This is a genomic window from Snodgrassella sp. W8124 (assembly GCF_016100875.1).
GTDB classification, from domain to species: domain Bacteria; phylum Pseudomonadota; class Gammaproteobacteria; order Burkholderiales; family Neisseriaceae; genus Snodgrassella; species Snodgrassella alvi.
This window is the reverse complement of record NZ_JACFRP010000001.1, coordinates 620,930-647,911: the sequence shown is the minus strand read 5'-3', so window position 1 is coordinate 647,911 and position 26,982 is coordinate 620,930. Positions and strand designations below refer to the sequence as shown.

Genomic DNA, 26,982 nt, shown 5'->3' with positions numbered 1-26,982 from the left:
CAAATTTATAAAAATTTTATGAATTATAAATTATTTTTCTCAACAAAACAATTTATAATTTATATTTACTATCATTAATTTAATTTATTTTTGCAATAACTTTTTTAAAATGGTTTTAACAGATGCTCGGCTTAAAACCTTGAAATAGATAATGTTCTCGTTATAATATCTGATTAGAATTGTAATTTATTAATTTTTTCTGGTCATTTTATTACAATTAAAATACAATTATTAACAATATATTTTGCTTATTAAACTAAGGGACTCTTATGAGATTGAAATTTACAAAAATAATATTAATGCTGGCTGTTGCCGGTATGATTTCGGCATGTGGTAATAAAACTGAAAAATCCCCTGACAAAATGGTGCGCACTGGTATTCAGCGCATTATGACAGAAGACAATCAGTTTAATTTTAGTGGTTCTTATCAGACAGAATTTATTATTCAGAATAATGAAGATAAAAATTCTTCAGAAATAACCGAGCCAATAATTGCATCAGAAGTATCTGCATCAGAAGTATCTGCATCAGAAGAATATGATGATGATACTTCAGAATTAACAGAGTATCACCGCAAACAAATGGATTTGTATAACAAATCTATAGGGCAATTTTTAGGACAATTCGGTAAATCTTTTTCCGTACCTTTCACTGGTGCTGTAGATATGAAAAAAGGGGTGATGGAAGTGATTCCTGAAGTCCGTTATGAAGATAAAAACGTACTGATTTCTTTTAAATTTCCTACCTATTTAGATTTTAATAATTTGTCCTTATATCTCGATGGTTCTGCAATTACACATCTGTCAGATACTATGCCTTACAATAAAATGGTAATTGGTGACAAATATATGCAATTTGCTGTACCGCAGGATAAAGCACAACACATACCTGTAGCAGATTTATTAAAAAGCTTACCTAAATCTGTAGATGACAGTTATGCATCAATTGATCCGAGCGCATTCAAAAAAGTAAATGTCGACGAATTTGGAAAAACACTGGAAGCAAAATATCAGGTTAATCTGAATACAGACTATGCTTCAAGCCTTAAATATAATACTGTACTTCTACAAAGTCTTTCTAAGACTCTAAAAGAGACAGCAGCCAAGGCTGATAAGAATAATAAATATAAACCAGAAGATTACGCTTTACTGGGGAATATAATTGACGCTTTAGCTTCAATTTATTCCGATAGTGATAATGCTCTTGCAGACACTCCTATGGGTGCTTATATGAAGCAGCTCAAAAATCAATCTAATCTAATAGTAGGTAATTTCTACTTTGATTCAAAAGGTCGCATTATAGGTATTCGCATTAAGACTGATATTCCAATGGCAATAACAGGTAGGGAAGAGCCAAAAGGAACAATCAGAATAGATTATAAATTTCGGATGGATTACACCGGAAGCCCTAAATTCACTATGCAGCCTACACCACAAAACTCAATCAATATAGGGGCTCGTCTTGGTTGGTAATGATTAATTTTCTTATCTGATCTGATTTAAATTTTTTAGCCAGTATGTTTTACATACTGGCTTTTTTCATTGATAAGTTATTTATTATATGTTAATTCAAAAACATAAATCCAGACAGAATGAATCACGACAAGTATACCTTGAGTGAATTTTATAGTCCTGTCATAACAAACTACCTACTCATTTGATATATACCAAACTGTCTGCAAATACAGATACCATAAGCTCAACGGTATATATTAGGTAAACATAAGTTAATATATTTACAAATAAAATAACATCTAACAAAAAATCGGTTAATTTAAAGGGAATTTTATGGGGTTAAATTTTACAAAAATAATATTAACATTGACTCTAGCAGGAATAGTTTCAGCATGCAGCCACATAAATGACAATTCGCCGGATAAAATGGTGCGGACTGGTGTCCAGCAAATGATTTTAAAAGATAACCGCTTGAACTTCAGTGGTTCTTTTCAAGGAGAATATCATATTAATCCTAATACAAACAATAAAGATGAAATTTCTTCCGATACATCTGAAATAAACAAAACTAATGAAACACATAACAAGCTTCTAAATACTGCATCAAAATCACTACCTCAAACAGAAGCAGATGATGATGATGATGAATCAAAACCAAAAAATTCTCTGGCACCTTTTTTTGAGCAATTCAGTCAATCATTTTCAGTACCCTTTACTGGCGCAATAGATATCCGAAAAGGGCAAATGGAAATAATTCCAGAAGTTCGTTATGAAAACAAAAATGTGCTGATTTCTTTTAAATTTCCTACCTATATAGACTTCAAAAATCTATCTCTATACGCAGATGTTTCAGCTATTACACATTTGCTAGATAAAATACCTCATACTAGAATGGTAATTGGTGACAAATATTTACAATTAGCTGTACCAAAATCTCAAATAAAAAATATGCCTTTATCCGATCTGTTAAAAAGCTTACCAAAATCAATTGATGATGGTTATGCAGCAATTGAGCCGGATGCATTCAAAAAAGTAACCGTTGATGAGTATGGAAAAACCCTGAAAGCAAAGTATCAGGTTAACCTGAATGTAGACTACGCTCTAATGCAGAAAATTGATAATACAATGCTTGAAAGCCTTTCAAAGGCTTTAAAAGAGGCTGCAGACAAAGCTGATCAGAATAGTAAATATAAACCTGAGGATTATGCTGCATTACAAAATCTAATTGACGAATTCACTTCTACTTTTAATTCTTATTTTTTTGATGAACATGATTCTGATGATGACAGCGGTGTTTTTAAAAATCCCTATTTTGGACTTATAAAGCAATTCAAAAATAATCAAATTCCTATACAATATAATTATTACTTTGATTTAAAAGGAAGAATTATAGGTATGCGTGAACAGCTAGCATTTCCTAAGGAGGTAGAAAGTATAGCTGGAACAGTAAAAACAGATACCAAAATCCACTTAAAATACACAACAAACCCTAAATTTACTATGCAGCCACCTACGCCGCAGAATTCAATTGATATAGTGTCTCGACCTGAACTCAATTAATTAAAATTCAATTTATCAGTTTCAAGTATTTTTAGCCAGTATACTAAAGCATACTGGCTATTTTATATTGATAATTTTTTTACTGAATATTATGTCAAAAAATGGATAAAGACTGAATTAATCACGCAGGGTATACTTTAACTATTTTCTATTGTTATTCATAATAAACTACTCTACACGTTTAATATATAAAAACCGTCTGCAAATACTGATGCCCAGATGGCTCTAGTACACATTTTGGCAAATATAAATTCATATATTTACAAACAAAGTATAAGCAAAGAATCTGGGTAATTTTAATTCAAACACAATTTTTATTCGATAATAATTCAATCTGTGGCTGATTAGTTTTAAAGTATGGCCAAATTAAAACTAATATGCTGATATATAAATAGCAAAAAGGACATATACTTATTTAAGTCTGCCCTTTTTACTATGTTCAGTGATTAACAGTTATATTGGCTGATTTTCGCTATTTGTTTCAGCTGCCACCTCTTTCATTGGTTCATCACTCAATGTAATGACTACGCCCTGCTCACCCAAATTAAGCTGGATATAGGCACTATTCTGGCCTTGCTGCTTTTCCAGCAATAATTGTCTGGCCAGTTCGGGGACAATTTGCTGCTGCAACATCTGTTCAAAATAGCGTACGCCCAAATCATGACCGGCTGTTGTTTGCGCCAGCGCCTCTACCAGTGTATTACTATACTCACAGATAACAGCAAATTGAGCTGCAATTTTGGCTGCAATGCGGTCTAGTTGCTGACGGATAATAATCTGCATATCGTCAGCTGATAACGGACGAAAAGCCAGTACATTCATACGCCCGAGCAAAGCAGGAGCAAGAACTTCCCGGATGGGCTGATCGACCAGTTCCAGTCGGGTTGGTAAATCGGCATCAGGAGCATTTTGTAAAGCTTCGCTGCCTAGATTGGATGTCATCAGCAGAATGGTGTTTTTGAAGTTGATGATGCGCCCTTCTCCGTCTCGCATAACACCCTGGTCAAATACCTGATAGAAAATATTAAGCACATCCGGATGGGCTTTTTCTATTTCATCCAGCAGTACTACTGAATAAGGACGCTTACGTACTGCTTCAGTCAGGACTCCGCCTTTGCCATAGCCCACATATCCCGGAGGCGCACCTTTAAGCTGAGCTACTGTATGTGATTCCTGATATTCAGACATATTGATGGTGATCATTGTGTCTTCACTACCAAAAAGTGATTTGGCCAGTGCTTTGGCTGTTCTGGTTTTGCCAACGCCAGATGTACCTGTTAGCAGGAATACACCAAGTGGTTTATTGGGTTCGCCAAGTCCGGCTTTCTGGGTACGAATATGATTAACAATACTACTAACGCTGTCTTCCTGACCAATTACCTCACTGTTAAGTTGCTCAGATAAAGTCATCAGACGTTCAATTTCATCATCCAGCATGCGACCGGCAGGAATGCCTGTCCATTCACTAATTACACTGGCAATGACTTGCTGATCTACATCTAGGCTAATATTTTGCTGCAATTGCTGAAAAGACTGATTATGTGTATGCAGATTGCTTTCATGCTCATCTTTTGTACGCGCATCCAGTACTGCCTGAGCAGCTTCCTGCTCCTGAACAAATTTTTGTTTTTCTTCTTCTATTTCTTGCTCTAATTGCTGTAACTGCTGCCGGCACTGCTCCATTCTTTCGTTATCTATCTGGTGTCCGAGAAGAATATCCTGTTGCAGACGGTCGATTTCTTCTTGAAGCGCGCTGTGCAGGGAGATTTTTTTAATAAGATTCAGTGGTAATGTTTGCATACCAAGTCTAACTTTAGCTGCAGCGGTATCCAGTAAATCGATAGCTTTATCAGGAAGCTGACGATCCGGTAAATACCGACGTGACAATGTAACAGCGGCTTTAATCGCATCATCTTTGATATGTACCTGATGATGTTCTGCATAGAGTTTAGCAATACCGCGCAGCATCTGACAGGCTTTTTCATCATCCGGTTCATCTACTTTTACCGGCTGAAAACGGCGCTCAAGAGCAGCATCGGTTTCAAAATATTGTTTGTATTCAGACCAGGTTGTTGCTGCGATTGTACGCAACTGACCACGGGCAAGTGCAGGTTTGAGTAAGTTGGCTGCATCAGACCCTCCGGCCTGATTACCGGCACCAATAATGGTATGAGCTTCATCTATAAACAGAATGGTTGGTTCGGAAGCATGCTGAATGGCTTCGATTACCGTTTTCAGGCGCTGCTCAAATTCACCTTTCAAGCCGGAACCTGCCTGTAAAAGCCCCATATCAAGAGCAAGAATATGGGTATTTTTCAGATGGCTGCCCACTTCGTCATTGGCGATTTTCAATGCCAGCCCTTCAACAAGTGCTGTTTTACCTACTCCCGGTTCACCTACCAATATTGGATTATTTTTACGTCGTCTGCTCAAAATATCTTCTATTTGGCTGATTTCTTCATCTCGTCCGAAAATTGCATCAATATATCCGTCTCTGGCTCTTTGAGTAAGATCGATGGTAAAACGTGACAAGGCTTCCTGTTCTGCCGGCGATTGTTTATCCTGTAAGTTACTGGTATTAAGTATATTCTGTGTGACTGGTGTTTCAGCAGGTTCTGCTGCTTTACTATCGGTATCTATTCTCTTGGTGAAGATCGCATCATTGTCTGTGTTTGCTTCAACTGAGTATTTATCAAGCCATCGTCCTGCTTCAGCCAGTTGTCCTGCTCTAAATATCAGTAACTGCCATAAATCTGTAAGTGTGAAGATGCTAGGAATTTTCTGGATAGCTTCAAGCAAATGCAATGAGCGGACTTCTTCCTGTCCGTGTTCAATAGATGCCAGCATCCATGCCTGCTCTATCCATTTAAGTAATGCGCGTGAAAGCTCAGGTTTCTGGGGTACTCGCTGCCAGGGCAATTTATCCAGTCCGGCCAGCAAATCATCCCACAACCGGTTGATGTTGATTTCGTTCTGGCGTAATAAGAGATTCAGGTCATTATTATCTGTTTCAAGTAATTTGACGAGAAAATGTTCAGGCAATATTTCATGATGACCACGGCTTAAACAGAAGTTAGCAGCCTCATTCAGTGCCCGTGCACAATTTTCATTGAGTTTTCTTAATAATTGCATTGAATCTTTCATTACGGCTCCGACTAAATACTTAAAAAGGCGCACAGATGCGTGCGCCTTGAGTTAATTAAAATTAACGGTTCTCAACCCAGCTGTCGGAATGAACAATATTGCCATCCTTGTAAGCCCAGGTGATTTTTTCGTAACGCAATTCCACTTCTTCAAGATGGTTATAGCGTTCTTTACTGGTTTCTTTAATGTTGTGCATTTTAGGACGCACAGCCACTACTTTCACATTTTCAAGCAGGGTGTTGAAATATTCTTTCTCCTGACCTGCATCGTCAATGCGATACCATTTAAATTCTAGAGATTTAAGGTTCTGACCATTGGTTACTGCTTTGTAAAGATATGGTGAAGAAGCATCATATTCTTTTACAAAAGAAATAGGTTTGTGTACACGAGTACCTGTCAGTTTACCGGTATTGCCGTCAGTAGGAATATAAACTTCGTGATCGAATGCCAATACTTCTACTGTGCCTTCACGATTCTGTACAGTTACAGAGCCTTTAACCTCTGAACCACCGTCATCCTTGATCCATAAGTAAGCAGGAATTGCCATATGAATATCCTTTAATTAGTTAATAAATATTACATTAGTCGGTATGATTCATATCAACCAAGGTAATTTCGACACGACGATTTTTACTACGCCCTTGCGGGTCGTCGTTGGTTGCTATGGGTTTACTATCCCCATATCCCTGTACAGTAAAATGGTCTTCCGGAAAGGTGGATGCACTCACTAGCCAGTCACGTACAGCTTCAGCTCTGTGAAATGACAGAGTTTTATTGCTGGCGGCATTTCCGGTGTTATCGGTATGACCATCTATTAGTACTCTTTTATTCGGGTTTGCCTGTACCCAGGTTAAAACCCCTTGTAAAACCAGTTTCGCATCCGCTTTAAGCTGACTCTGACCCACGTCAAACAATGCTGTGGTATCTAAACGGATAATTTGTTTTTTCTGCTTCTCTATCTGGAAAGAATTTATGTCTTTATTGATAACTGGTAATAATTCAGTAGCATGATATAAACCAAATCCCATTCTTCTGGGCTCACCGAATGTCTTATAATCCTGTAAGGTCTGCTGAATGATTTTTAAATTTTTAATACTATCTATACGTTCATTTTCAAGGTGCTGAGGTATTGCTATATATTGCTGATGAGCAGCAATAACTTCCTGCAGCCATTTTTTATTTTGAACAAACGAATACTCGGTACCAATAAGAATGAACATCAGGAAACAGTCAATTGCGTAGCACAGATATTTTGCACCTTTACTTAAATAATGCTGGCGAACAAAGCTATTCTCAATAACCGGAAAATTTTTCAGACCGTTAACTGTAAAAACATGAGTCGGACTAACAAATCCTGTTTTTTCAATTTCAAATTTACGCCAGCCTGCTTGCTGATTAGTATTGAAACTGTTTAACCAGACACATGACATCATATACAGAGAATAACGATATGATTTTTCCGGTAACAAATTTTTAATCACATATTTACTAAGCCATTGCTGATTCAGATAAAGTGTGGATGTAGTTGTATAGTCCAGATGTTCCGGCTGTCGGGCATTCAATGCTGCTCTGCTATCCAATTGTTTTTGTAAACAGGAAAAGTACTCTTGCACATCTGTACGCTCCCTGCACAAATGGTTACTATTGTTTTCAGGCCAGTAATCAAGATTTTCATTAAGCAGATCGGTATGGATACCCAATGTCAGCGGTAGGCAGCGTTTGTATGAAGCCTGAATAGTTTCGATTTCTTGCCGCCATTGTGAAATACGCTGCTCTAATGCTGCCACATGAGGATATTTATCTGGATTAAGTATCAGAAATATACCGTTAGCTATTTTATTCTGTTCATCCAGATTCTGATAAATGCTGATTAACTGCGCACAGTCTTCTACCCTGATCCACATTGAATCACGCAACAGTCTCCAACGTTCAGAAGATTCTATCCAATCAGATATATCATCGCCTGCTACGAGAATGATGCGCTGGGATTTAGGTATATTGTACAGACTTGCTGCACTTTGCTTACGAAACCAAAATTGATTCTGATACCACAGAAATCCACATGCCAGTACTATGAGTATACTCAAGCATATTTTGATTACCCAGTATATATCCCAAATTTGCCAGATAAAATATAGCGACAGGCAAACAATCCAGACAAGCAGTAATGTGTAATAAATGCGTTTACTCATTTGGTACCTTATCCAATACTGGCAACCAGATTACTGAGATATTTATTCAGCACCAGATATATAACCACAGTGAACACCAGAAAAGCTAAACACCAGCTCACTGTCGAAAAAGAACGTATAGTAATCGGGCGCAATCTTCGATTAGTCTGAAGTGAAGGAATGATTATTTCAGGCAAATGCGAATCAATTTTGGTAATGAGTTCATTACGAGCATGTGTTTCTTCAAATAAATATTTACCATTAAATCCAAGAGCAAATACCAGCTGCCAAACACTTAAAAGCCAGAATGACGGATCCGGTTTATGCAATTCAGTTTGAATATCTTCAAATAATTGTATACCAGCATCATACTCACCAAATTGGGATACCTGTAACGGGCTGTTTTCCCAAATTGATTTACTTTTGCTATCTAAAAAGCGTAAGGCAAGCTCATCAACAAGTGCAAACAATGCATACTTTATCTGTTTTCGCTCATGCTCAGGCAGGTGATTTTCACTCAGTTTCTGATCAAACTCTGAAACAAAATGAATAGCAAGCAACTGCACTTCATCCATATCCTGAATGGCATGCCCTAAACTTAACCGCGTTACAAATAAAATATAATTACGTAAATTTTCCCGTACGTAATCTGGAATTTCGTTATTCTTCATTTGGCACCGCATATAATTCGATATTTAATCCATCAAATGAATTAGGTGAATAAATACAGCATGATCTGGCTGCTATCATGGCTTTAAAGCCCGGGTGCGACTTATCTAATGCAAAATAGGTAGCTTCTGAACGCATGGGTAATGCGCTGGGTAAACGCTGCATCATTCTTAATGGAATACCATTGGATGCTGACGGCAGAATTCGCTCAACATCATCAGGAGAACCAATCTTACATAGTTTCGGAAAGCGTTCCTGAAGTTCATATAACGGAACACTGGCACGAACAGAAATATAGTAATCTGTGTTTTCATCCAAACGTGCATCTAACAGATGACCAATCCAGCGGGTATTACCAACTTTTTCAAGATCCACCAGTACCAGTACTGTAGGTATAACTGTATCCAGCAGCTCTATAAGCATTTCATTTAACCGGATGAATGTTGTACCTAAATTAAACGGATCATATTGCGGTATGTCTTTGATACTGGATTCAATTGAAAACGACAGCAGACTTCCAACCAAACGTGCCAGTAAGATGTAGTAGTTTTCTGGTGCAATATTTTTATGTGTTTGTAACAGCACCATTTCCGGTATAGACTGATTGAGTATGTTCAGCAGCCAGAATAATGAAATATCGGATACAAGAAAGTCTGCTGATTGCTGATTACGTTCTTTTCGTAATGAACCAAGACGCTGACTTTTATTAAGCAGAATTTGTATCTGTCTTGACAGCATCTCCATTAGAAAAATATTGCTGCCAATAAAGAATATTGGCGGTATATATTGTGCATCAAGCTGCCAGATATTATTTTGATTTTTAATCAGACGAAGAATGGGTATTGCCAAAAAATTCTGACGGTTCTCATGAGAGAATTTCAGGCTGAAATTCAATCTTTTTTCTGCAATTTCTGTTTGCTGGCTACCGTAAAGATCAGTAACCGAAACAAACTGTTTAGAAAATCGTAATGGTGCATTACTGCTGTTTTCAAGCAGATTACTGCCTACGGTATTTAGTTCTGGTAATGTTAAATATACTGTTGTTTCGAGTATGTCATCCGGTAGTTGTGACAAGTCACGGGCAGGCGGCAGAAACTGCATCTGCTGTGAATCAAACCAAGTACCATCCTGAAATGATACTGCACAATCCGATAATTTAAGCTTTTTCAGAGTGAGACTATTAGTGTCTATTTCCATACGCATTACGCCCCATGGCATAATTCGCGTACACTGCATTATGCTAAAGGCATTTGCCTGTTGCAGTAATTCCTGTTGCTGGAAAATTTGTGGCAGCAGTAAGGTACCTTCGTACCAAATCGGATTGATGATTTTCAACTTACAACCTGTTCTAAATTAGATAGATTATTCACATTTAGCTAATGATTGTTTGGATAACAATCGAGCACCACAGCTGGTTTTCATGTTTTCGAGAACCATAAGACGCCCCTTTACTGTTAGCTTGGGATCACCTTCTACAATGTAATGAGTACCACTACATTTCGGACAACTAACTTTATCGCCTTTACGTGCTACCGGTCTTCCTTCAATTTTTGCGATAGGATCACCTTCAAGTACTACCCCACCATGTGTAGTGGTATCTCCCTTACAAATAATAGCGCGTGACATTTAGCAATCCTTTATGGTTATCTACCGATAGGGAACTATCGGTAGATTTTTCGCTTATACCGGATTATTTTTTAGCTTTTGGCATTTGAGATACTAATGAAAGATTAATATCCATACCTTCAATCTGGAAGTGCGGAATGACAAATAGTTTAATTTTGAAGAAACCCGGATTATCTTCAATATCTTCTACTACCACTTTTGCCTGACGTAACGGATGTGAAGCCTGCAGCTCATCACTTGGATCAGTCATTTCTGTAACCAGATTCTGTATCCAGTTATTCATTTCCACTTCCAGAACACGCCGGTCTTTTGTCATACCGATATTTTCGCGCTGAATCAGTTTCAGATAATGAGCCAGACGTGACAGCAGGAAAATATAAGGAAGACGTGAATTGATACGGCTATTGGCTGTCGCCTCTTTAGTATCGTACAGGGCTGGTTTTTGTGTTGAATTTGCAGAGAAGAAACATGCAAAATCATGATTTTTGTAGAACGATAATGGCACAAAACCCAGATTGGCAAATTCAAATTCCCGTGTTTCAGGAATTAATACTTCCGTCGGAATTTTCATTTGTGCGCCGGAACCCAGATCATATAAATGAATCGGCAGATTTTCAATCAGTCCGCCGGCCTGCGGGCCACGAATCTGAACACACCAGCCATTTTTAATAAAGCTTCTTACCATGTTGGCTGCAAATGCAAAGGTGGCATTAGCCCACAAATAACGATTGTGATCAGGGCCTTTAACTTCTTCACTGTAATTGAAACTCCGTACCGGTACTGTTTCACTGCCATAAGGCAAACGTGCCAGAAAGCGCGGTAGAGTAAGACCGATATAGCGGGCATCATCAGTATTGCGGAAGCTGTTCCATTTGATGTATTCAGCACGGTCAAAGTAGTTGCCGATATCTTTGATTGAGGCAACCTCTTCCATTGTTTCTTTACCAAAGAATTGAGGGCCTACAGAACCAATAAATGGCATATGTGCAGCAGCGGAAACTTTTGAAATATTTCTGAGCAGCTCAATGTCCTGAGGGGAGCGGTCAAATTCATAAGCCGAAATGATTGAGGCAAAAGGCTGTCCGCCCGGGGTGTCATATTCGTTAATGTAAGTATGGCTATACAGACCGCTTTGGATGACTTCCGGTGAGTCTTCAAAATCGCGAATCAGAGCATCTTTTGAAACATCAAGTACATCAATTTTGACATTTTGACGGAAATCGGTACGGTCAACTAAGAATTTCAGACCACGCCATGTACCTTCAATTGCCTGAAATTCAGGATGGTGAAGAATATTGTCTAACTGATTGCTGATTAATTTGTCCAGCTTGGCAATATGGAAATCCAGTAAGGATTTATCCAATCTGTCTACAGTTTGGGCACTGTCCTGAATCATTTTCAGGAATACGTTTATCGCTACTGAGATACGTTCATTGGTAGCAGATTCAGATAATGCTGTATTATTGGTGTAATGGTCAAAAGTCGGAGCTGTAGAGACGGTATTCAGATTTATTTTATCAAATAATGATTCATAAACAGACTGTTGAACAGCATTTCCCTTTTTAACGGAACCAGCATTCTGCACATTTTTTTGCATACTTATTTTCCTCTGCGGTATTTATTCTTTAGAAATGATCGGTGAGATTGCTTCAAGTTCTTTGCGCAACTCATCAGAAAGGTTTTTGTCCTGCAGAATTTTTTCCAGTTCTTTGCGTAAAACTGCATTGTCCAGAATATTGGACTTCAAATCTCTCAGCAGATTTCGCATAGCTAGCAACGATTTCAGTTCAGGTACTTGCTGAACAATCTGTTCAGGATGAAAATCTTTCATTGATTTGAATTCAAGATTCACAGGAATTTCGGAATTATCATCAGCCAGAGCATTTGGAACAGACAGTTTTACGGCTGGATTCATTTCAGCAAGCACTGCATCAAAGTTGTTTTTATTAATTGAAACTTTTTCACGTTCTGCCAGCGGAGTATCGCTTTCTTTGAAGCTGAAATCGCCAGCCACTAATAAACGCAAAGGTAATTCAACTTGTTTTTTAGCACCTCCTGTATGTAAATCCAGTTTAATATTGACACGTGCTGGTGGTACTTCGTTCTGAAAACTTTCTGACATGATTACTCCTTGTTGAAATTTGAATACTGATAACAGATCAGAGTCATTACATTACTGCGTTTTGATACGGAATATATAGCAAAATGAAAATTTTCAATAAATTTTGTTTTAAAAATTTAATAATAATTAAGTTACAACAGCTTTAAATTAATTGGAAGTTAAATTAAATTTTATTCTGCCCATATATACATGTTTTAACTTATTTTGACTTATTTTGGTTACCAAGTAAATAATTTTATAAAATTTAATGCTATATTGATTACAAAAATCATTTTATCTGTCGTTTATTAACCAATTTTTTTCATAAATTTTATCTATGAAAAAAATTGGTTAAATATTAGCCATAATAAATATTAAATTTTTAAAATTATTGTAAAGATTTCTTTTATTGAATATATGTAAATAATTATTTTTTAAATGAAATATAATTTTCAGCTGATAATGTTCTGAACATTTTTTATTCAATTTAACCAAAAAAATATAATTATTTTATTGATCATAAAATAAAATTTTATAGAAAAAAACTATAATCTAATTGTGAATTCATTTTTTTTATTTTTCAAACCAGGTTTCTTTATTCCTATACGGTATATTGCTGCAATTGTTTTAATACACGCCGGCTAAGGATACCTTCAGGCAGACGAAAATCCAGAAGCATACGTGTCAGCCTTATGGCCTCGGTATGCCATTCAGGCTGTTCAGCTAGTGAGCGGTTATTTAATGCATTCAGAGTGTGTCCGTGAACAACAATACCATTTTCCTGCGCTGACATCTGTGCCTGCATCAATAAAACAGGGGCATGTTCGGCGCGCAGCCAGTAGCGTTCATGATTAATGATCTCCTTCCCCTGACTATCCTGACTAATATCAGGAGCAATACCTAAAGCACGCAGTAATGACCACTCAAAATAACGCAGTGCAGATAAGTGTTCACCGTTTGAAATATGTTGTAGTACGGTATGTAGTGCCGCGTGAACATCAGGTAACGGATCCTCCCGGGCTGTTAGTTTTAGTACCAGCTCATTTACATACATGGCACTGAATAACGCCTGATTCTGAGGCTGAGGCCAGCCGCCTATCCATTCTGCCCGGTGCAGAGTTTTCAATTCATTATTCCCATACCAGGATAGCTGTAGCGGCACAAAAGGAACGAGTACACCTCGCAATTCACTTTGCCGGCGCCTCGCACTGCGCGCCAGCATCACTACTCTGCCATAATCCCGGGAAAATACTTCAATTTGCAGACTGCTTTCACTCCATGGACGGGAGGTAAGCAAGAAAGCAGGTTGATGATTGATGCGATTATTAGACATAGCCGTTTTATGTCAGATGTAGATTTTTCAATTATAGCCGGTTATGGCATGCAATTGACCATATACAGGAAAAAGCGGATAATTCTGTTAACAATATAGACTATATTTTTCAGGCAGCCGGCTATTTCAAAGCCGGCTGCCTGAATGTATTCGAAATAATCAGGAAAGTTTAAATACCCATGAAAGCACCAGAATTATTATTGCCCGCTGGTGGACTGGAGCGGATGCGCACAGCCTTTGATTATGGCGCAGATGCTGTTTATGCCGGCACACCGCGTTATTCTCTGCGCGCACGTAATAATGAATTTGCACATCTGCCAGTACTGGAACAGGGTATTACTGAAGCACATGCACGCGGAAAAAAATTTTTTCTGGCCAGTAATATTTTGCCACATAACGCAAAATTGAAAACTTATCTGGCCGATATGGAACCGATTATTGCTATGCAGCCAGACGCGCTGATTATGGCAGATCCGGGTCTTATTATGAAAGTGCGTGAAAAATGGCCGGAAATACCGATTCATTTATCCGTCCAGGCTAATACCACCAATGCATGGGGGGTACAGTTCTGGCAGAGTATCGGCATAGAACGTATTATTCTGTCACGCGAACTCAGTATTAATGAAATTGCCGAAATCAGGCAGCAATGCCCGGATATTGAGCTAGAAGTATTCGTTCACGGAGCTTTGTGTATTGCCTATTCAGGTCGCTGCCTCCTTTCCGGTTATTTTAATCATCGTGATCCTAATCAGGGTACTTGTACTAATGCTTGCCGCTGGGATTATAAAGTACACAATACGGCTGATAGCGACAGCGGCGATGCTCAATTATTACCCGATTTTAACTTTAATCAGGCGAAAAGTCTGGCTGATAATGCATTATATGGCTTAAATGACCAGCAACGTCACCCGCTGGCAAATAAAGTCTATCTGATTGAAGAAGCAAACCGGCCTGGTGATATGATGCCTATAATGGAAGATGAGCATGGCACCTATATCATGAATTCCAAAGACTTACGCGCGGTAGAACAAGTCGCCAAACTGGCAGAAATCGGTGTAGATTCTTTAAAAGTAGAAGGACGGACTAAATCAGTCTATTATGTAGCGCGGGTAGCACAGGTATACCGACGTGCTATTGATGATGCAGTTGCAGGTAAACCTTTTGATTATAGCCTACTGGCAGAACTCGAAGGATTGGCCAACCGGGGTTATACCACTGGTTTTCTGGAACGGCATCAGACACAAGAGTATCAGAATTACCTTTCCGGACATTCTTTATCAAAACAAAGTCAGTATGTAGGCAAAGTTACGGCTGTTGATTCTGAAGGATGGGCAACCATTGAGGTAAAAAATAAATTCAGCCTTGGTGACCAGCTGGAAATTATTCATCCGGGCGGCAATCAGATTATCCGCCTTGAAGCAATGACACGTAAGGGCTATCCGGTAGAAGTGGCTTCCGGAAACGGAATTGAAGTAAAAATTCCGCAGATGCTCGGCAAAGATAATGCACTGATTGCACGCATTATTCCCCAGGCGGAAGCCAATTAAATAAGCTGCTGAAAAAGCCATAGTGATATTACACTATGGCTTTTTTATTATCCGTTTCTGATATTTGTGTACTTTACAGCCAGCCTTGTAAATGCTGCTTCACAAGCGGAGCCAGTATTTCAACCCATTCATGCTCACTATTCATACAGGGAATGTACTGAAACTGTTTTCCGCCATGCGCCAGAAAGTCTGCTTTACCACGAATATTGATTTCTTCAAGTGTTTCCAGACAATCAGTAACAAAACCCGGACATACGACATCAAGTCTGCTGATTCCGGTCTGAGGAAGCTGGATAAGTAAATCCTGAGTACTTGGTCCGACCCAGGGTGCATAGCCAAAGCGGCTCTGAAATGCCAGCCGGTATTCATCTTCTTGCAGCCCAAGTTCTTCTGTGAGTAAACGGGTCGTGGTTTTACAATGCTCAACATAACTATCGCCAGCCTGATGCTGAGCCTCTGGTATACCATGAAAGCTTATTAATAAACACTGTCCTCTGTCATGCTTTTGCCAGTATGTCTGAATATGTCTGGCCAGTGTTTTTATATAATTGTCATCTGCATAAAAGCTGGTGATACTTCGTACTGCCATTTGTACACGTTGCTTAAGCATTACCCGCCATACCTGATCCAGTGCAGCACCACTACTGGAACCCGCATATTGCGGATACAACGGCAACACCAGCAAATTCTGCACGCCAAGCTGTTTCATTTCCTGCATAACATTAACTACGCTGGGCTGTCCGTAGGTCATAGCAAAACGGGTAATAACACCGTCTGGCATAGCACTGGTTAAAGAAGTGCTAAGCAGTTGTGTTCCGGTCAATAAAGGGGAGCCGTCTTCCTGCCAGATGGTGCTGTATGCGTGGGCACTTTTACGCCCGCGAACAGGCAAAATAATCCCGCGTAGTATTAACTGCCATAAAAAACGCGGTAATTCGACTACACGCTGGTCGGATAAAAATTCGCGTAAATACGGTCGTACAGCCTGAGGTGCAGGTGCAGCAGGTGTACCGAGATTCAGCAATAAAACACCAATTGCCGGTTTAGAAGTTTTTGGTTCAGAAAGAAAAATTTTTGACATAATTTTTGGCAGCAATCGATTATCAGTCAATCAGATAAAAGTGCTGCGAGTATAGCCTATATCTTCTGCTTGTTAGCAATTTCACCAGTTATATACTTTACTGACATCAGGCATTACCTCTGCAACAGACCTGATGCAGCGATTATCTGTGCTTAACCTAATCCCCTGCTCACCCTAATAAAACTACTTTAGTTTACAAAAGACTGGTAAATCTTTATTTATCCCAAAGCGCCTGAAAGGCTTTTACTACTTTTTCAGGATCAGCTGATTCAGTAACAGCACGAACTACAGCCAGAGAGCTTACGCCGGTAGCCAGTACATCGCGTGCATTATTTAAATCAATTCCACCAATAGCAACTGTAGGTGTATTTCCGGCTTGAATCACGTATTGCTTTAATTTGTCCAATCCCTGAGGTTCAGTAGGCATAGTTTTGGTTGTAGTAGGAAAAATTGCCCCGCAGGCTACATAGCTTGGTTTAACTGCTAATGCTTTACTCAGTTCTGCTGGCGAATGTGTACTTACCCCCAGCCTTAACTCTGAACTCTGAATCATTACTAAATCAGCACTGTCCAGATCTTCCTGTCCGAGATGCACCCCATACGCACCGCAATCTACAGCTTCCCACCAGAAATCATTGATAAATAGTTGTGTAGGTGTATCTTTTGCATAAGCGACACTGCGTTGAATTTCACGGTACAATGCTGAACCAATCAGAGTTTTATTACGCAGCTGCACAGTATTGGCCCCTGCATCGACCATCCGCGCTACCCAATCCGCAGTAGGAACAACAGCATAGAATTTCAGCGGAGCAACTATAGGTAAAAACGAATTTGCATACATAAAATATTCCTTTTGAAATAAAAATCTTTATAATGATAGTTTTTTCACGCAGCACTGCATACACACAATAATGTTTGCAGATGTCTGTACTGAATTTTCCACTTTTACAAATATATTATGGCCTCAGACGCATCCTCTGTTCGCTCTCCCCTGATCACCCGGGTTAATTATACTTTTGCTGCATTATTATTCGGCACAATTGCATACTTTATTTATTGGGGGCTTGGATATACCAACCATCATTCTCCATTATTATTTGTTATTGCCACTCTGTTTGGCGCCTTCATGGCATTTAACATCGGTGGCAATGACGTTGCCAACTCCTTTGGTACCAGTGTAGGCGCCGGAACCCTTACAATACCGCAGGCATTGGGTATAGCGGCTGTTTTTGAGGTTTCTGGTGCGGTTATTGCCGGCGGCGAAGTAACAAAAACAATTCGTCACGGCATTATAGACCTTGGTGCCATGCATTTAACACCTTCACAATGCATTAATGTCATGCTGGCAGCATTACTGGCGGCGGCAATCTGGTTGTTAATTGCTTCCAAAAAAGGTTTACCGGTTTCAACAACACACTCGCTGATAGGTGGACTGGTGGGTGGCGGATTGTGTCTAGGCTATTTGATAACGGGTAATGGCAGCGCTTTGGATTTAATTCAATGGAACAAAATGGGAGAAATTGGTCTGTCCTGGGTTATCTCACCTGTTTTAGGAGGTGCATTTTCTTATATCCTGTTCAGCCAGATAAAAAAGCATGTACTGGACTACAATGACCGGATGGTTATAGCTTTAAAAGAAATTAAGCAGGAAAAAAAAGCATATAAAGAAAAATACAAAATCTGGTTTGAAAAGCTAAGTGAAACCGAGAAAATTCGCATTTCCTCTGCTATAGCCCGTGATGCCGAAAATTACAGTGATCCTGATTATAGCGTCGAAGAGCTCGAATCAGATTACTATAAAGGTTTGGCAGATATCGAAAGCCGTAAAAATAACATCGACGCATTTAAGGCACTGCATAGCTGGGTACCCTTAATTTCAGCCTGTGGCGGCATGATGATTACCGCTATGATGTTATTTAAAGGGCTGACTAATCTGCATCTTGGTTTATCTGTGATTACCAATTTCCTGTTAATCATCATGATTGGCGCATTAATCTGGATGGCCACATTCATTTACGCCAAAACCTTAAGGCGCAAAGATTTAAGCAAATCAACCTTTCTGATGTTCAGCTGGATGCAGGTATTTACTGCTGCCGGCTTTGCTTTTAGTCACGGCGCTAATGATATTTCCAATGCAGTTGGCCCGTTTGCCGCCATTATGGATATTATCCGTACCGGTGATATTGGTATAGATGCCAATGCCATGATTCCGGCACCAGTGATGATAACATTTGGTGTGGCACTGATTGTTGGTTTATGGTTTATCGGCAAAGAAGTCATCCAAACTGTTGGTACCAATCTGGCCAAAATGCACCCTGCTTCTGGCTTCACAGCAGAGCTTTCCTCTGCAGCTATTGTGATGCTGGCTACACTGATGGGGCTGCCGGTATCCAGTACACATATTCTGGTTGGGGCTGTTCTGGGTATCGGACTGGTTAATCGTAATGCCAACTGGAAATTGATGAAACCAATTGCACTGGCCTGGGTGATTACCCTGCCCTCTGCTGCAGTTTTATCTGTATTGATATTTTTGGGACTCAACTCATTTTTTTAGATTAACAATTATCATAATGAAACCGGATAAATATGCTTATCCGGTTTCATTATAATTAAAGCGATTGTCTAATGTAAATTTTCAAAGATTTTATAGAATAAATTTAACCCTGGTTTGAATGACACTACAAATAGTCGGTATTAAATTTAGTTTAATACTATTTTTCCGTATTTCTTAAATTTACAAAGTAATTTTAAAATCAGATTAAATCTTTTTAACTTAGTCGCTGGCTGTTTTTTATTCAACCATTTAAGCTAAAATGATGACTTTTGTCACAAACTCAGCACAAACTGGTTGTTGCCAATGAATAACCTGCTTAAAAAATTTTATATAGATCCCTTTTTGCTGGCAATGTTAACGGTTGTAGGTACAGCTACTGTTTTACCTTGTCAGGGCAGCACAAAAACATTTTTTAGTTATCTGACCACAGTTGCCATTGCCTTACTATTTTTTATGCATGGTGCAAAGCTGTCACGGCAGGCGATTACAGAAGGTATCAGACACTGGCGATTACATTTAGTTGTATTTTGCAGCACATTTATTTTATTTCCGCTAATCGGTTTAGGTTTGCGTATACTGGTTCCCCATTGGCTCTCTCCCGAACTGTATCTGGGCTTTCTGTATTTGTGCGCATTACCGGCTACAGTACAGTCCGCAATTGCTTTTACTTCTGTTGCCGGCGGAAATGTTGCAGCAGCAGTATGCAGTGCATCTGCTTCCAGTATTCTGGGCGTTTTCCTGTCACCTGTACTGGTTGGTCTAATGATGCCCACCAGTGGCAACAGCGTGGACACAACAGCTGCTATCGAATCGATTTTATTACAGCTAATGCTGCCGTTTGTTTTAGGCCATCTGGCCAGACCATTAATTGCAAATTGGATTCATAAACATAAAGTATGGATAAACCGTACTGACCGGGGCTCGATTCTTTTAGTCGTTTATGTAGCATTCAGTGATGCTGTTGTTGAAGGACTATGGCACAAAGTTAATCTAGGCTCAATTGGTATGATTGTGATTCTGAGTCTGTTGATTCTGTTTCTGGTTATCAGCATTAATACACTGGTTGCCCGTTCATTGGGCTTTAACCGTGCTGATGAAATTACTATTGTCTTTTGCGGCTCTAAGAAAAGTCTGGCAAATGGCGTACCCATGGCCAATGTACTCTTTCCTGCCAGCATAGTAGGCATTATGCTATTACCACTGATGATTTTTCATCAGTTACAACTAATGATCTGTGCAGTACTGGCACAACGCTATGCACGTTTGAATAAAACGGAATAGATTACCTTCGAGTGTAGGTTTTATTTCTAATAAAGCTTGCTATTTGGTTTTTTATAATCTTTATATCATAGTGCCAGCAATAAGATTTGCTGGTACTTAATCTATTTACATCAAATCACTCAATAATGCTGCAAATATGGTATTTACTTGATTTTGATACAATGGCATAAATCAAAAATATAGGTATACCATAAGCTGAAACAATTAGGTTTAAAAGTAGCTGCTGTGAATAGACTGATAGTCACGGATTAGGAACAAAATATTTGTAACTAATTGATTTAATTTTATCTTATGGTGCCAGTAATAGGAATCGAACCTACGACCTTCGCGTTACGAGTGCGCTGCTCTACCAACTGAGCTATACTGGCTTCCAATTCAGAATACTCTGAATGGCGCGCAGTATAGCATAATCGCTCTATACTCACCATTGCTATCCAATTTTATTTATTTGTTAATATAATAGTTTTGCTCATAAATATAATATCTGTTCAATTGAGCCTCGAGTTATTTCTATGCTTTATACCTGAAATTTTTAATCGGGCTTTTAATAATTGAATTGAATATTAAAAATATTCAGATTTTATCTAAAATAATTTATATTTTATTTTCTTCTTCGAGATTAATTTTTTTATCTCAAAATTAATAGAAGATTCAAAAATTGATATTAACCGCATTTCGGTCAAATCACATAATCAATTATCTTCTCTTAGATTTATTTTTAATCAGATATTTATAAAAGAATTTTAATAATCAATGTTCATTCAATATTAGATTTTTCTAATTCAGCTTGATTAATAAACTTCGTTCTAAAAATTTAATCAAAATTTTTGAATCCATTCTGTTTATTTAGCACTCTATACAGATATATTGATAAAAATAGATATTTATTCAGGTTTATTCAGCATTAATTTTAAGCCGGAAGCAGTGGATAAAAAATGAAACAAAACAAAGAACAACTTATTAAATATGCCTGTCTGGGTGATACACATGCACTTAATCAGTTATTGTTAGTATATCAGCCAGACATCAGAAGATTTGCCAGACGAACATGTGCTACAACAGAAGATGTTGAAGATGCTGTGCAATTCACATTATGGCAGTTACATAGAAAAATCGGTATGCTGAAAACTATCTCTTCTTTTACAAGTTGGTTATTTCGAATTATAGAACGAGAATGTTATCGTTTATTTAAAGTCAGACAATCCAAAAACATTGAAGGCCGGGTAGATATTGATGAGCTGTCTGCATCTTCTGCAGATATCGACCTTAAAATAGATCTAACTAATGCAATTATTTCTTTACCTTTGATTTACCGGCAGGTGTTGATTTTGCGGGATATTCAGGAGTACTCCACGCCGGAAGTTGCTGAAAAGCTTGGCATCACAGTTGAGGCAGTTAAAAGTCGCTTACACCGTGCCAGATTAATGGTAAAAGAAAAAATTAATTTATAAAAATTTAAATTCAATAATTTATAGACAACATAATAGCTTTGTTCTTTTCGCAGAGAATTTATCAGGAATGTTAGTTTTAAATTTAAACTGGGAGATAAAATGACTAATCAATATCAATCAAGCAATGATTTTAAATACACTGCTGCATTATTAAAATATGCACCCGAAGAAACACAGGCATTTATAGATTTTGACCATAAAATCATCAAACGCAGAGAAGGAAATATTCCAATAAAAACAAGAGAGTTAATTGCTTTAGCCGTAGCACTTACTACGCAATGCGCATATTGTATTTATGTTCATATTAAAGGAGTAAAATAAGCAGGAGTAAGTGAAGAAGAATTAGCAGAATTAATTTCAATTTCAGCTTCTGCAAAAGCAGGCACAATCATGGCACATGGTTTGCTGGCAATGCGTTTATTTGAGCAATAAAATAGTTGATTTAGTAAAACAGTAATAAATACTTATGTATATACTTTATAGGTGCAACTATTTAAATTTTCTGGATTTCTAACTGGCATATAAAACTGAGTACACTCGAATGGCTAGTGTACTCAATAACATTATCTATATTACATCTAAGCAAGGCCTGATTTAGCGCTGTTTTTTCTTAAAATTATTCATAACCTGTGTCAGATTATGCTGCAGTACATCCTCTACTGCTCCGGGTACTTCGGCCATTAATTCACGCTGTAATGTGGTTACCAAACCGGCTGTATGCTTTTGTACTGCAACACGAACCATACCTGCTAATACATCAGTAAGATGCGGACGTAATTTTTCAGTTAACTGTTGCAGTAAAGCCTGCTCGGAAATACAGGTTACTGCCCTGTTAGCTGTACCACGCGGTTCTATGACATGCATATGTACATGAATGATTGGCTGTCCATTATCGCTGGTAGCAGAAAGCTCATCTTCTGTTTTCTGCCGGCTTACTTCTGTTGGTATAACAGTAGACTGTTTGCCTTTTAGCTGGATAGTACAGTTTGAAGGCAGATTTTCATCAACAGGAGCGCTTTGTAAACAGTTTTGTGCAGCCAGCCAGTCTTCCTGAATAAGCAAGGCTGTATCATTTAATGCAGATTCCTGCTTTTGCGCTTCTAGTGTACTTTGCTGCTGCCATTGTTTCAGATAAGCCCGATAAACTCGCTCACGCTGTACTGGATCAAGTAAAACTTCAGCAGGCTGGGATGTGGATACCGTTTTCGGCTCTGGCTCAGTTTGTCTATTACGATTTTTTATCGTATTGGTAACTATCGGAGGCACATTGAAATCATGCGAACGTCTTCTGGTTTTAGGTATAGATAACGGCGGTGCATCTGATATAACTTCTTCCTGACGGTTTGACCGGCTATCTTGCTTTTTTTTGTGCTGGCGCAACTGCTCAAGACTGCGCTCCCATTCGGGCATAGTCTCTGTAGTCATTTTTGCAGAGCTGACAGTTGAATTAGCGACAGATTGCTGTTCAGGCAGATCATCACTCAAAGTAAAAACAAATTGGTTTTGTTGTTCATACTGATTTTTCACCATGCCCCCACTTCTGATCAGTCCGGTATATTTTAACTGGCTATGCATATTTTTATGTAAGCCATATCTGAGTAATTATAGCAACTTTTATAGGTTAAAATGCTAAAATAAACTACATAGTGTTCAATTAAATTAGGAATAACACATGAGTACCATTGAACAGCGAATAGAGTTTCTGGAAGAAAGCAACGAGGCTCTGATTATGCAAAACCGGGTGCTGGCCACCGCAATTAAAGGTCTGCTGCGTGCGCTGCCTGCAGACATAGCTGAGTTGGCTACTGAGTCCATACGCGCGGCTTTTGATAATGAAATTGCGGAATTACAGTATGAGGAAAATCCGCAAGTAGAATTATTTCACGATGCCACTTATGCATTTTTTCACGAACGTGAACATTAAACCTAAACAGGCTGGCAATAGTATAATTGCCAGCCTGTTTAATTAGATAGATTCAGATAAAATAAATTATTATTTTCTTACATCTCTGCATAATTGGGTCCGCTTCCACCCTCAGGACAAACCCAGTTAATATTCTGCTCAGGGTCTTTAATATCACAGGTTTTGCAATGCACGCAGTTTTGCGCATTAATCTGTAAATGCGGTTCACCGGCCTGATCTACAATTTCATAAACACCAGCCGGACAATAGCGTGTTTCCGGACTGCCATATTCACGATAATTGACAGATATCGCCAGCTCAGGATTATTCAATTTTAAATGTACGGGTTGATTCTCATCATGGCTGATACTGGCAAGATAAACACTACTCGTACGGTCAAAGGTTAATTTACCATCGGCTTTGGGATAATCAATAGGCCGGCATTCTTGTGCTTTTCGTAAAGATGCATAATCCGGACTTTGATGACGTAGCGTCCACGGTGCCTTACCTCTGAAAATATATTCTTCAAGTCCGCTATAGGCCAGACCGCCAAACAGCCCCCATTTAAATGACGGCCGGATGTTTCGTACTTTATGTAACTCATGATACAGCCAACTGTCTCGAAACAATTCACTATATTTCACTGCTTCAGTATTACTATTATCACTGACATGTTCCTCTTTTAACACCTCAGCAATAGCTTCTGCTGCCAGCATACCTGACTTCATTGCAGCATGAATGCCTTTGATTCGGGGAACATTCAGAAAACCGGCAGTATCACCGACAAGCAAACCACCCGGAAAAGTCAGTTTAGGCAAACTTTGCAATCCACCTTCGCTTAATGCACGTGCCCCATAAGCAATACGGGTACCACCCTCAAGCACCTCCCGGATAGCCGGATGGGTTTTATAGCGCTGCATTTCAGAAAATGGTGACATATACGGATTCTGATAATCCAGTCCGACCACAAACCCAACAGCAACTTTATTATCATTTAAGTGATAAAGAAATGAACCACCATAAGTTTTCCGGTCTAGCGGCCAGCCAATTGAATGAATGACGGTGCCCGGTTTGGATTTTTCCGGGGCAACAGACCACAATTCTTTGATACCAATTCCATAAGTCTGATTCTGACAATCTTTATCCAGCTGAAACTGCCGAATTAAAGTTTTGGTAAGCGAGCCCCGGCATCCTTCAGCAAATATGGTCTGTTTTGCCAGTAACGCCATACCCTGCTGATAATTACTTCCCGGTTGTCCGTCTTTATTCAGTCCCATATCACCGGTAGCAATGCCGCGTACGGAACCATCAGGATGATAAAGAACTTCTGCAGCTGCAAAACCGGGATAAATCTCTACCCCCATTTCCTCAGCCTGCTGTGCCAGCCAGCGACAAAACAACCCCAGACTAATAATATAATTACCATGATTATTAAAGCTGGACGGAGTAAGTAAACGATAAGCTTTTTTTTCAGTCAGAAACAGCAGCCGGTCTTCTTTAACTGCACAGCTTAAAGGTGCGCCTTTTTCTTGCCAGTTTTCAATCAGTTCAGATAATGAACGCGGGTCAATGACGGCTCCCGAAAGAATATGCGCCCCCACTTCAGAACCTTTATCGACAATGCATACACTAATGTCACGTTGCTCTTTAGCTGCAAGTTGCTTTAATCGTATGGAAGCAGCTAATCCAGACGGTCCGGCACCAACAATCACTACATCATAATGCATGCTTTCACGTTCTATGGATTCTGTCATGGTCGATTTCCTGCATTGAAACAATGATAATTAAATCTACGGCAGACATAAACAATATATATATACCGTATAATAAAAACTGGCATTATATCGAACAATGACTGGATATATCGACTACACTGATTAACGAATTTATATATTAATTTAGTAATCAAACAGATAAAATATTATATATAGAATTAATTTCGAACACTTTTGATCAAATAATAAATATTGATGAAAGCAGGTAAATTAAACTTACCCGTAATTACCACTATCTTATAAAAGTATTTAATGTAAATTTTGTTGATTTGGAGCCGTTTTTCACTCTACTTAAAAAAGTTTAAACGACTTGCATCATTGCTAACTATTAATACTTCACAATAAAAACCGTAAAAACTATAAATATAACAGCAAGAAATTAATCAGCCCTTCAAGCCTTCAAGAAAGAAACAAAATATATCTGTTATCAGATATGCTCTTCAACAATCTATGTAAATTATCCATCGTAGAATTACAGTCACAACGATATTAATAATTTATATTTAAATAAAAAATATATATATTATATAGTTATGTATAAATTAAACCCATCAGTAAAATATAGCTGATTTTTTCTATTACTTTTCATCAAATATCACCACTGTTAGTAAATGCTAATCAGATATTGAGTATATAAAACAACAAACATGTAAATTTGTTGTAAAAAAGCAACTTTTTCGATTACTAATAATTTAATCACATAATTACTTTTTAATAACAATATTGTTGCTTAATATTTATTTTTATTAAAATTTATCAATACTTTATATTTTAAATTACAACACCTTTCCATGGGCGCGGGTAGAAGTAAATACACTATCAATCCATGTTTTCAACTATATACATGTATCAAAGAAACTACTTATTTAACGAAAATACACACTTGGCTGATTGCATTAGTTTGCAAGGCGGGGCATAATTCGCTTTGCACAAGTTATGCGCACTATAGCTGTTTATTGACGAATGATATAGTGTGCAAAAACTGGATTTCCATCACTAAAGTAATACTTTTTGATACAAGTTAAGGTACATAATCATGAAAAAATCTTTATTAGTTGCTGCAGCTCTGATGTCTTTGTTCTTGGCTGCCTGCAATGATAAAAATGAAACTCCGGCTGCGTCTGCTGCATCTGAAGTTTCTGCTCCTGCTACAGCTTCTGAAGCAGCTCCGGCTTCTGAACCTGCTCCAGCTCCGGCATCTGAAGTTTCTGCTCCTGCTGTAGCTTCTGAAGCTTCTGCTGCTTCTAACTAAGCACAAGAAATCAAAAAAGCCAGACTGGAAAGTCTGGCTTTTTTGTTGCTTAATCGTATCGAGTAATATAATAAAGTTAT

General features: G+C 38.4%; 22 protein-coding genes and 1 tRNA gene. 9 read left to right on the top strand and 14 right to left on the bottom strand.

From position 1 onward, the window contains the following. Nucleotides 1-269: 269 nt before the first annotated feature. Both H3U73_RS02805 and H3U73_RS02800 read left to right on the top strand, forming a co-directional pair. Nucleotides 270-1,472 (top strand): hypothetical protein, encoded by a 1,203-nt coding sequence (locus tag H3U73_RS02805; RefSeq protein ID WP_198190007.1) that lies wholly within the window; start codon nt 270-272, stop codon nt 1,470-1,472. A gap of 315 nt (nt 1,473-1,787) precedes the next feature. Next, the gene (locus H3U73_RS02800; protein WP_198190006.1) at nt 1,788-3,014 is read left to right on the top strand and encodes a hypothetical protein; all 1,227 of its coding nucleotides are present in this window, start codon (nt 1,788-1,790) and stop codon (nt 3,012-3,014) included. 453 nt (nt 3,015-3,467) lie between these two features. On the opposite strand, the gene tssH is transcribed toward H3U73_RS02800, so the two are convergent. The 9 genes from tssH to recO all read right to left on the bottom strand — a co-directional run bounded on the left by tssH (nt 3,468) and on the right by recO (nt 14,058). Beyond that, entirely contained in the window at nt 3,468-6,158 is a 2,691-nt protein-coding gene (tssH, locus tag H3U73_RS02795; RefSeq protein ID WP_198190005.1) for a type VI secretion system ATPase TssH, read from the bottom strand. 61 nt (nt 6,159-6,219) lie between these two features. After that, nucleotides 6,220-6,705 (bottom strand): Hcp family type VI secretion system effector, encoded by a 486-nt coding sequence (locus H3U73_RS02790; RefSeq protein WP_037392137.1) that lies wholly within the window; start codon nt 6,703-6,705, stop codon nt 6,220-6,222. Between the two features lie 34 nt (nt 6,706-6,739). Continuing rightward, nucleotides 6,740-8,350 (bottom strand): OmpA family protein, encoded by a 1,611-nt coding sequence (locus H3U73_RS02785; RefSeq protein WP_078474410.1) that lies wholly within the window; start codon nt 8,348-8,350, stop codon nt 6,740-6,742. Between the two features lie 8 nt (nt 8,351-8,358). Further along, complete coding sequence (locus H3U73_RS02780; protein ID WP_171991476.1) at nt 8,359-9,000, bottom strand: DotU family type IV/VI secretion system protein; 642 nt, start codon at nt 8,998-9,000, stop codon at nt 8,359-8,361. Further along, a complete protein-coding gene (gene tssK / locus H3U73_RS02775; RefSeq protein ID WP_078474412.1) occupies nt 8,990-10,333 on the bottom strand; it encodes a type VI secretion system baseplate subunit TssK in 1,344 nt (447 codons plus the stop codon). Before tssK ends, H3U73_RS02780 begins: the two co-directional genes overlap by 11 nt. A gap of 27 nt (nt 10,334-10,360) precedes the next feature. Continuing rightward, nucleotides 10,361-10,624, bottom strand: coding sequence for a PAAR domain-containing protein (locus tag H3U73_RS02770; protein WP_025330949.1), 264 nt, complete (start codon nt 10,622-10,624; stop codon nt 10,361-10,363). Between the two features lie 64 nt (nt 10,625-10,688). Further along, entirely contained in the window at nt 10,689-12,221 is a 1,533-nt protein-coding gene (gene tssC, locus H3U73_RS02765; protein WP_037392136.1) for a type VI secretion system contractile sheath large subunit, read from the bottom strand. Nucleotides 12,222-12,242: 21 nt separating this feature from the next. Beyond that, on the bottom strand, nt 12,243-12,746 hold the full coding sequence (gene tssB, locus H3U73_RS02760) for a type VI secretion system contractile sheath small subunit (RefSeq protein ID WP_025330951.1): 504 nt from the start codon (nt 12,744-12,746) through the stop codon (nt 12,243-12,245). Nucleotides 12,747-13,326: 580 nt separating this feature from the next. Next, nucleotides 13,327-14,058, bottom strand: coding sequence for a DNA repair protein RecO (recO, locus tag H3U73_RS02755; RefSeq protein ID WP_078474242.1), 732 nt, complete (start codon nt 14,056-14,058; stop codon nt 13,327-13,329). Nucleotides 14,059-14,237: 179 nt separating this feature from the next. Here recO and yegQ point away from each other — a divergent pair, with 179 nt between their 5' ends. Next, entirely contained in the window at nt 14,238-15,605 is a 1,368-nt protein-coding gene (yegQ, locus tag H3U73_RS02750; RefSeq protein WP_198190004.1) for a tRNA 5-hydroxyuridine modification protein YegQ, read from the top strand. 73 nt (nt 15,606-15,678) lie between these two features. Here yegQ and hemH read toward each other — a convergent pair whose 3' ends face one another. Both hemH and thiE read right to left on the bottom strand, forming a co-directional pair. Next, the gene (hemH, locus tag H3U73_RS02745; RefSeq protein ID WP_084550983.1) at nt 15,679-16,686 is read right to left on the bottom strand and encodes a ferrochelatase; all 1,008 of its coding nucleotides are present in this window, start codon (nt 16,684-16,686) and stop codon (nt 15,679-15,681) included. 214 nt (nt 16,687-16,900) lie between these two features. Further along, a complete protein-coding gene (gene thiE, locus H3U73_RS02740; RefSeq protein ID WP_084550985.1) occupies nt 16,901-17,527 on the bottom strand; it encodes a thiamine phosphate synthase in 627 nt (208 codons plus the stop codon). A 117-nt stretch (nt 17,528-17,644) separates the two neighbouring features. Between thiE and H3U73_RS02735 the strand changes: the two genes are divergently transcribed. Both H3U73_RS02735 and H3U73_RS02730 read left to right on the top strand, forming a co-directional pair. Further along, the gene (locus tag H3U73_RS02735; protein ID WP_084550987.1) at nt 17,645-19,240 is read left to right on the top strand and encodes an inorganic phosphate transporter; all 1,596 of its coding nucleotides are present in this window, start codon (nt 17,645-17,647) and stop codon (nt 19,238-19,240) included. Nucleotides 19,241-19,543: 303 nt separating this feature from the next. Continuing rightward, the gene (locus tag H3U73_RS02730; protein WP_025330957.1) at nt 19,544-20,521 is read left to right on the top strand and encodes a bile acid:sodium symporter family protein; all 978 of its coding nucleotides are present in this window, start codon (nt 19,544-19,546) and stop codon (nt 20,519-20,521) included. 292 nt (nt 20,522-20,813) lie between these two features. Here the strand turns inward: H3U73_RS02730 and H3U73_RS02725 are convergent. After that, nucleotides 20,814-20,889, bottom strand: a tRNA-Thr gene (locus H3U73_RS02725). A gap of 567 nt (nt 20,890-21,456) precedes the next feature. Here H3U73_RS02725 and H3U73_RS02720 point away from each other — a divergent pair. Together H3U73_RS02720 and H3U73_RS02715 are read left to right on the top strand one after the other, a co-directional pair. Beyond that, on the top strand, nt 21,457-21,972 hold the full coding sequence (locus H3U73_RS02720; protein ID WP_198190003.1) for an RNA polymerase sigma factor: 516 nt from the start codon (nt 21,457-21,459) through the stop codon (nt 21,970-21,972). 99 nt (nt 21,973-22,071) lie between these two features. Next, nucleotides 22,072-22,293 (top strand): carboxymuconolactone decarboxylase family protein, encoded by a 222-nt coding sequence (locus H3U73_RS02715; protein WP_198190002.1) that lies wholly within the window; start codon nt 22,072-22,074, stop codon nt 22,291-22,293. Nucleotides 22,294-22,566: 273 nt separating this feature from the next. On the opposite strand, the gene H3U73_RS02710 is transcribed toward H3U73_RS02715, so the two are convergent. Further along, the gene (locus tag H3U73_RS02710; RefSeq protein WP_144235800.1) at nt 22,567-23,502 is read right to left on the bottom strand and encodes a hypothetical protein; all 936 of its coding nucleotides are present in this window, start codon (nt 23,500-23,502) and stop codon (nt 22,567-22,569) included. 142 nt (nt 23,503-23,644) lie between these two features. Between H3U73_RS02710 and H3U73_RS02705 the strand changes: the two genes are divergently transcribed. Then, entirely contained in the window at nt 23,645-23,896 is a 252-nt protein-coding gene (locus H3U73_RS02705) for a hypothetical protein (protein WP_078474237.1), read from the top strand. Nucleotides 23,897-23,973: 77 nt separating this feature from the next. Here H3U73_RS02705 and H3U73_RS02700 read toward each other — a convergent pair whose 3' ends face one another. Beyond that, nucleotides 23,974-25,629 carry an electron transfer flavoprotein-ubiquinone oxidoreductase gene (locus H3U73_RS02700; RefSeq protein ID WP_084550991.1) on the bottom strand — a complete coding sequence of 552 codons (1,656 nt, stop codon included), beginning with the start codon at nt 25,627-25,629 and terminating at the stop codon, nt 23,974-23,976. A gap of 1,057 nt (nt 25,630-26,686) precedes the next feature. Here H3U73_RS02700 and H3U73_RS02695 point away from each other — a divergent pair. After that, entirely contained in the window at nt 26,687-26,902 is a 216-nt protein-coding gene (locus H3U73_RS02695) for a hypothetical protein (protein ID WP_025330962.1), read from the top strand. Nucleotides 26,903-26,982: the final 80 nt, after the last annotated feature.